The 7,174-nt window shown below is 38.8% G+C and carries 5 protein-coding genes and 3 pseudogenes; 4 read left to right on the top strand and 4 right to left on the bottom strand.

Annotated elements, in window-relative coordinates:
- Positions 1-1,000: 1,000 nt before the first annotated feature.
- Positions 1,001-1,261 (bottom strand): winged helix-turn-helix domain-containing protein, encoded by a 261-nt coding sequence (locus tag DYY66_RS01325; RefSeq protein WP_166285543.1) that lies wholly within the window; start codon positions 1,259-1,261, stop codon positions 1,001-1,003.
- Between the two features lie 210 nt (positions 1,262-1,471).
- Between DYY66_RS01325 and DYY66_RS01320 the strand changes: the two genes are divergently transcribed.
- A complete protein-coding gene (locus tag DYY66_RS01320; RefSeq protein WP_166285541.1) occupies positions 1,472-1,798 on the top strand; it encodes a TRAM domain-containing protein in 327 nt (108 codons plus the stop codon).
- 216 nt (positions 1,799-2,014) lie between these two features.
- Here DYY66_RS01320 and DYY66_RS13690 read toward each other — a convergent pair.
- Together DYY66_RS13690 and DYY66_RS01300 are read right to left on the bottom strand one after the other, a co-directional pair.
- Positions 2,015-2,206 (bottom strand): annotated as a pseudogene (locus DYY66_RS13690) (hypothetical protein); the annotation flags it as partial.
- A 1,222-nt stretch (positions 2,207-3,428) separates the two neighbouring features.
- On the bottom strand, positions 3,429-3,767 hold the full coding sequence (locus tag DYY66_RS01300) for a hypothetical protein (RefSeq protein WP_166285535.1): 339 nt from the start codon (positions 3,765-3,767) through the stop codon (positions 3,429-3,431).
- Between the two features lie 422 nt (positions 3,768-4,189).
- Here DYY66_RS01300 and DYY66_RS15640 point away from each other — a divergent pair.
- Both DYY66_RS15640 and DYY66_RS15635 read left to right on the top strand, forming a co-directional pair.
- A pseudogene (locus DYY66_RS15640) lies at positions 4,190-4,642 on the top strand (MFS transporter); the annotation flags it as partial.
- 1 nt (position 4,643) lies between these two features.
- A pseudogene (locus tag DYY66_RS15635) lies at positions 4,644-5,245 on the top strand (MFS transporter); the annotation flags it as partial.
- Between the two features lie 431 nt (positions 5,246-5,676).
- Here the strand turns inward: DYY66_RS15635 and DYY66_RS01290 are convergent.
- A complete protein-coding gene (locus DYY66_RS01290; RefSeq protein ID WP_166285531.1) occupies positions 5,677-6,315 on the bottom strand; it encodes a Snf7 family protein in 639 nt (212 codons plus the stop codon).
- Between the two features lie 651 nt (positions 6,316-6,966).
- Between DYY66_RS01290 and DYY66_RS01285 the strand changes: the two genes are divergently transcribed.
- A partial coding sequence (locus tag DYY66_RS01285) for a TFIIB-type zinc ribbon-containing protein (RefSeq protein WP_304515729.1) occupies positions 6,967-7,174 on the top strand: 208 nt, incomplete at its 3' end.

Here is a 7,174-nt window from a genome sequence, read left to right as displayed (position 1 = left end):
TCTTGTAAGGCAATATTCTTTGCCGAGTTTGCGAGAGATTCTGCATCAGAATATTTTCCTTGATCAAAATCAGCCCTAGCTTCTGCAAGCTTTGCTAGAGCCAACGGAGTTTTTACACCGGTAGAATTCAAAGTATTGATAAAATCTTGAGCTTTTTGAATTGCCAAAGTAGCAGTCTGGCTTGTACCCAAAACACCAAAGACGTAGCTGATATCGGATGTACCACGTGGCAATGATATGAGCGACTGGTCATCAACTACCTGCATGTTTAATGGAGATGCGCTCATTCCTACAATTACAGTATTTTTTGGCAAAAGTATTGAATAATCAACAGGAGAATTTACATGAAAAGTCCAGGTCTTTCCATTTTTCGATATCAAATCAGGAGTATCATAATCTACCTTGATTGTAGAGGCTCCCAATGTTGCCACTGTTACAGCATTTGTGTCTACCTTGNTGAGCGACTGGTCATCAACTACCTGCATGTTTAATGGAGACTCACTCATTCCAACAATTACAGTATTTTTTGGTAAAAGTATTGAATAGTCAACAGGAGAATTTACATGAAAAGTCCAGGTCTTTCCATTTTTTGATATTAAATCAGGAGTATCATAATCTACTTTGATTGTAGAAGCCCCCAAAGTTGCCACTGTTACAGCATTTGTGTCCACCTTACTTGAAAGCAAGGTTCCATTTTCGTCTTGTACGACAAGATTTTCAATGCTGGTTCCATATGCATTCATACTGAAATCTGGCGATTGTGGATCTACATCAGTTTGATAGAAAACATGGGTTGTACCGTCTGCATAAATTGTAAAATCAAGAACCTTAGGGCTGCCTATGGCGTACTGGACAAAGGATGAGAGTGTAAGCAAAAGAAAGCATACAGCTACAACTGGAGCCCTGACCATTGTTGTGAGGATATAAGGGATCCTTACAAAAATCATTCCTTCCGGTAACGCTTCCTGTACCTCAACTATTTGATATCCCCGCTGCATATCTAATACCTGAGGTTAAGGCCTTGCATTACACCCTGGAATCTTTGGAATTCTTGGAAGAATCTTATTCCCTTCTCAGTGACTCTGAAGAGCCTGTTTCTTTCGGCTTTCATTGACTCTACTAATCCTGCATCTATCAATTTCTGGCATTTTTCAAGCACAGCATAATGTGATAGGTTTGCTCTTCTGGATATTGCTGAGACAATCACTCCTTGTGTTCCTCCATCCATGGTTACTCCAAGGATATCGGCTATGATGCCCATTTCGGACCTGTATTGTTGTTTTGACATGGAGGTATTATGGAACCGATGTTTTATCAGGGACATCATGAAATCTCACAGCGGAACGCATAGCGGAACGGCTGTTTCAGGCCTTGGAACAGCCAATTTTTGACATATTGGGAAGCGGGGGAAGGAAATCAAGTAGGGATTTTATATGGTAAAAAAATAACTGGCTAGGAAGGAGGTGCAACGGTGAGCTTTAACGACAGTGGTTTTGGTGAAAGCCCAAGCCGAGAATACGGCAGAGATAGACGATATGGAGGCGGTCGAAGATTCGGCGGAGGTCGAAGATTTGAAGACAATAGACCAAAACCAGTAGAAACTGGCAAGGAATATGATGTATCCATAACTGAGATCAGCAGAAAAGGAGACGGTATTGCAAGAGTTGAAGGTTTTGTTATATTCGTCAAAGGCGGGCAAGTAGGTCAGAACGCAAAAATAAAGATTACACAGGTAGGCGGACGCTTTGCTACTGCTGATGTAGTAGGCGAAGGGACCCCTCAGCCAGCAACAGAGTAAATCTAGTTATCTGGAGAAATTTTATTCTCCTTAATTTTTTATAATTTCGCAGTTCTCTTTTTGATTAGTTCTACAATTTCCAGCTTTCGTTTGATGTCCATGTTTGGTTCCATTGTAACGTATACGGTCTTGCGTTTTGGATAGACTACAATCTGGGTAATCTTTTGACGCTCGATATGCACATAGTTTACTGGTCCAAGGCTCTTGTCAAACTGNTTTGGCGCTCAATGTGCACATAGTTTACAGGTCCAAGGCTTTTGTCAAACTGTTGCCTGATTTTTCTCCTCATTGCTACTTGCTTACAGAAATGTTCTTCTTCCTTTTGTGACTTTAGTGAGGTCTTGCCTTCCTTCATTATTGCTTCAGATATGTTTCCCTTTAGGTCTATATTGCAGCAAACCTCATCATTTGATCTAATCCAATGATATCTTCCACTATTGGAAGCAGGTTTACTTTGTTCTTCAACTCGAACCAAANTTATTGCAGCAAACCTCATCATATGATCTAACCCAATGATGTCCTCCACTATTGGGAGCAGGTTGACTTTGTTCTTCAACTCGAACCAAGGATTCGGTCTCTAAATATATCTCAATCCTATTAGCAGTCATTTTGATCAAGTTCAATAGAATGAAACTAGATTTGGATCAGTTTCCATTTACTAACTTTTTATATATTAAAAATAACAATAACCAAGAGATATGTTCGACAAATTCCGAAAGAAAAAGGATGTAATTGGATCTGTTTCTCCAGGACCTGAGAATAAGATCGCGGACCAGTCAGGCAAGGTTTTTCAATACGAACCAGAGATGGGGAATGCAAAGGCATCCGAAGTCATGGAAGAATCCCGCNGCGGTATGTTCGACAAATTCCGAAAGAAAAAGGACGGAATGGGATACGTTTCTTCAGGACCCGAGAATAAGAACGCGGACCAATCAGGCAAGGTTTTTCAATATGAGCCAGCGATGGGGGATGCAAAGGCATCTGAAGTCATGGAAGAATCCCGTTTTCGCCCTTCAGAACAAGTAAAAATACCGGAACCTATTCAACAAACTCGTATGAGTACGTCAAGTGAGGATATAGGAATTAAGGCACTGATGGACAAGAGGACCAAGTTAGAAGAAGCTATAGACTATGTTGGTCTAATGATTAAGGACCTTAAAGACAAGCGAACTAACCTAGAAAAAAACATCGAAGATGAATCAGTAGATATCAAGAATCTAAAGGAGAAACTTGTCAAGGTAGGTCAATACATAGAAGAAGAAAAGCAAGGCATCAAGACCTTACAACAGAAAAGAGGTGAGGTTGAGAAAGAAGCAGACGATGTTGCAGTAATGATCACCAACCTGCGGGAAAGGCTAATCAGCATTGATCAAGTAGTAAACGACGAAGGCACCAAGATAGCAAAATTTAAAGAAACTNAGGTTGAGAAAGAAGCAGATGATGTTGCAGTAATGATCACCAACCTTCGAGAAAGACTGATCAGTATTGATCAGGTAGTAAACGAGGAGNTTGCAGTAATGATCACAAACCTGCGGGAAAGGCTAATCAGTATTGATCAGGTAGTAAACGAGGAAGGTACCAAGATAGCTAAATTTAAAGAGACTAGACCTAAGACCGAATCTTCTCTAACCTAGAATGTAAAACTCTCTTTTACTAGTGTATCCAGATTTTCTTTTATTTCATCATCAGAAGACAATGAACCAAGGTCTCTTACGAGTACCTCGGTCGCAAGGCATTGGTTTTTAGAATATTGGTAGTAGCAATCCAGTTTCTCTTCGTATGTTTTTGCACTGTAATACGTAGTCCAGAAATTTTCCGTAGAATGTTGAACATACAGAAGAAATTTCTTGATGATTGCTTCGATCTTTGGAGAAGGATTGTCTTTTACCAATCCAATCAGAATCTGTTCTAGCTTGCTGTCTAGATTTGATTCGTAAATAAGTTGATACACATCCCCGTCCTTTTTCATGGCTCAATTACGTCATCGCATCATAAAAGCTTTCATAAAAAAATTTTAAACTATTTCACGAATCATGCAACAACTTTGAACAATCAAAAAATTTTCAAACTTTTAGGATCAAATCTTACATAAACCTTAAATATTTTGCTCACGTACTAATACTCCCTATCAAAGGACATCCTCCCAAGGTAGGCGTCATGCAGTCAATGTGTGATGTGCGAAAGGTAAAACTTTCCACATAGAAGCATCCCAAGGTACCCCCGAAGGAAAATGATGACAAAGGTCAGCATGCTTTGAGCGTATCACACCATGTGTGGTCCTCACACTTCTGCATGATAAAATTTTTCCACAAATAGCAAAGAATAGACAAAACTATGGAAATTTTTCAAATGCATTATACAATAATGCCCAATCTCTGATTACCTCGAACGATGCAACTTCAAAATAAACGGTGGATGTGGTATCTGTTGCCATCCCAAATTACTGCCCAAGGATTAAGCACCGTGATTCCATTATACGTGATCTTTCTTGGCGGAGACATAGGAGAGGTAGCTATCATATCTGCCCTGCAAAATGGCGCCATAACAATTGGTTCATTGGCATGGGGACGAATAATTGATAGGTTTCATTCCAAGAGACCTATACTTGTCACTTCATTCTTTTTTGTTCTGCTTTGCAGTATTGGAATGTATTTTACCAATTCAGTTTATGTCCTTTATTTATTAGCAATAGTGCTTGGTTTTTTCATGGTTGCAAGAAGCCCAGTCACGCAGCTTCTTGTGATGGAATCAGTACAAAAGAATCTCTGGAGTTGGCTGTTTGCCAGGACATCAATCATTGGTTCACTTGGAATGTTGGTTGCCATGATAATTGGAACTGTCGGANAGAATCTCTGGAGTTGGCTGTTTGCCAGGACATCAATCATCGGTTCACTTGGAATGTTAGTTGCCATGGTAATTGGAACTGTTGGGAGTTTCTATTTTGATCTGAGGCCATATTTTTTGATCTGCGCCGCATCAAGTGGCATAGCTATGATCTTGAGTACATCTGTGAAAGGCGACGGTATTCACATAGAGAGAAGCAGCATCGCACATTCTTTGCATGGCCTACGCTACTCAATAAGTAACCATCATTTTATTTTCCCAAAGTTTCTTGAAGCGTATGATTTTAGGCACATAATTGCACTATTCAAGGGAAAAATTAGCAACGAGATAGGCATATTCTATTTGGCATCGTTTTTCTTTTATTTTGGAAGCAATGTGTACTTTACTGCCTGGACGCCATTTTTGAAAAATCAGCATTTTTCAAATGGCGATGTATTTCTAAATTATGCAGTTCAGATGATAACCATGTTGCTAGTCTTCTTTATTGCTCCAAAAATAATATCAAAATTTGGAGAAGAAAGATCAACCATTCTGGCGCACGTACCAAGAATTTTAGCGGTACTGATTCCTGGCATTTCATTGTTCTTCATTACAGGATCATTANTACTTGTTTTCTTTATTGCCCCAAAAATAATATCAAAATTCGGGGAAGAAAGATCAACCATCCTGGCGCACATACCAAGAATTTTGGCGGTACTGATTCCTGCCATTTCATTGTTCTTCATGGCAGGAGCATTGGGTTTTCCGGTTACAATAACATCTGCTTGTATGATGGTAATTGCATTTTCAATCTTTAGTACTTCTAGCTCTGTGATATTTTTCAAGAGCATCCCACAGGGATTTGAGGGAAAATATTTGGGAGTAAACAGCGCAGTAACAGGAATAGGAGTATTTGCAGGCTCTCTTGTTACAGGAGAACTGACAAAATCCCTGGGATATGCAGCTATGTTTGTGACTGCCTCTGCAGTACTAGTGGTATCACTAGTCTTGTATCAAACATATTTCCGCTACAGACTATCTCACAATAAGACAGTCTAGACGTAGCGTGCTGAAGAGGAAGATTGGTCCACAGGCATTGAGGGCAGTTTGTCGTTGATTGCTGCCTCTGCGACTGCGGAAGCTTCTTGGAGAATCTTTTCAGATTCTTCGCTTGAAGCGTTAGAGTCGATTCCAAAGTCTCCACTGTGGAATGTGTCAGTCATAAGACCTCCGAGCATTTCAGTCATTCCAGTAAGCTCACGGTCAGCCTCTGGCATGAACTTGATAAGCGAGGATCTTAGGTTCTTCATCAGGCCTATTGTAGGCATGATAGTGACTACTGTGTCTCCCAAGTCGTGGAATGTGCTTAGTCTGAGTTCTATCTGTTCTAGAGCGATTCTAGCATTTCCTAAAAGCTTTGTTACTTTTCTAACTTCAGCAAGTTCTTTTGATAAAACTTTGCTTGTAGTGATATCGTGATTTTGTGTTGCAACTACAATTCTCTTGAATAACTTTTCATCTCTTTGTTTTAGCTTTGTAATCATTCCGTCTAATTTACCAATTTGAGTTTGGAGTCTCTTTATTCCAGTCTCTAATCTTGGTTTTAGAGCACCTTTTGGTTTTAGTACATCATTAATTTTTTCACCAAGGCTTGGTGTTTGAGGCCTTTGCCAATTGTTTGCGAATGTTGTCATGGATACCACTGATAAAGTTGGTTTTTAATTTCAGGTGTGAAATACGGTTACAGTATACTAAATTTAGCTGACAAGATTACAGGAAAACAGCGTGGCTCACGCTTGGAATCATTTTAATAAAAAACAAAAAATTCGCGGATAACCTAGATTGGATATATCCTACGACTAATCTCCCCGCAGAGTTTTATTGCATTATTTGAATAGCAGTGTTTCTCTGTGGGTGGATTTTCTTTAGGTGAATCGCCAGTGCCTGGTTAGACGGCTGTGATTCACAACAAAGTGGACATTGTTCCATTTTATTTAATGCCCGTTCTGCAAAACAAATGTATTTAAGGTTTTGCTTGAGCTGGCAAAAATAATTTTAAAATAAATTTTTTTAAAAAAATTGTCAAAAATTTTTAAAAATAATTTTGAAAAATAAATTAAAAAATATTTTTGTTGATGAGAGAGATTAATTTTGTTTCACAAATCATCATCAAAAAATAAATTATTATGCCAAGATTATAATGCACTAATTCTAATATTCATATATTAATAGAAGATAACATGTAATTTTCATATGTTTCTACCATATAATTAGTGATTAATTGAATAAATACTTGTAGTTAAACCTTTTTATTTATGTTAATCGAAATTCTTATAAGATATTATATGGCTCGCGAATCCTTTGGTTCTGGTGGACGTTGTCCTCGTTGTGGAAAAGGTCCAATGGTAACTGACAACACTACCGGAGAAATGTTTTGCGGCGGTTGTGGTTTTGTACTTACTGAACGTGTAGAAGAATCCGGTCCAGAATGGAGATCATTTTCTAAAGAAGAACATGAAGACCGAAGTAGAACTGGAACTCCTACATCACTTG

Origin of the sequence: Candidatus Nitrosotalea sp. FS, assembly GCF_011319475.1 — an archaeon.
Taxonomy (GTDB): Archaea; Thermoproteota; Nitrososphaeria; order Nitrososphaerales; family Nitrosopumilaceae; genus Nitrosotalea.
Note: the sequence above shows the minus strand (reverse complement) of the source record. Positions and strands in the feature narration are given on the sequence as shown.

Coding starts and splice junctions, on each gene's coding strand:
- DYY66_RS01325 (WP_166285543.1), bottom strand. CDS start 1,261: ATGGGCATCATAGCCGATATCCTTGGAGTAACCATGGATGGAGGAACA.
- DYY66_RS01300 (WP_166285535.1), bottom strand. CDS start 3,767: ATGAAAAAGGACGGGGATGTGTATCAACTTATTTACGAATCAAATCTA.
- DYY66_RS01290 (WP_166285531.1), bottom strand. CDS start 6,315: ATGACAACATTCGCAAACAATTGGCAAAGGCCTCAAACACCAAGCCTT.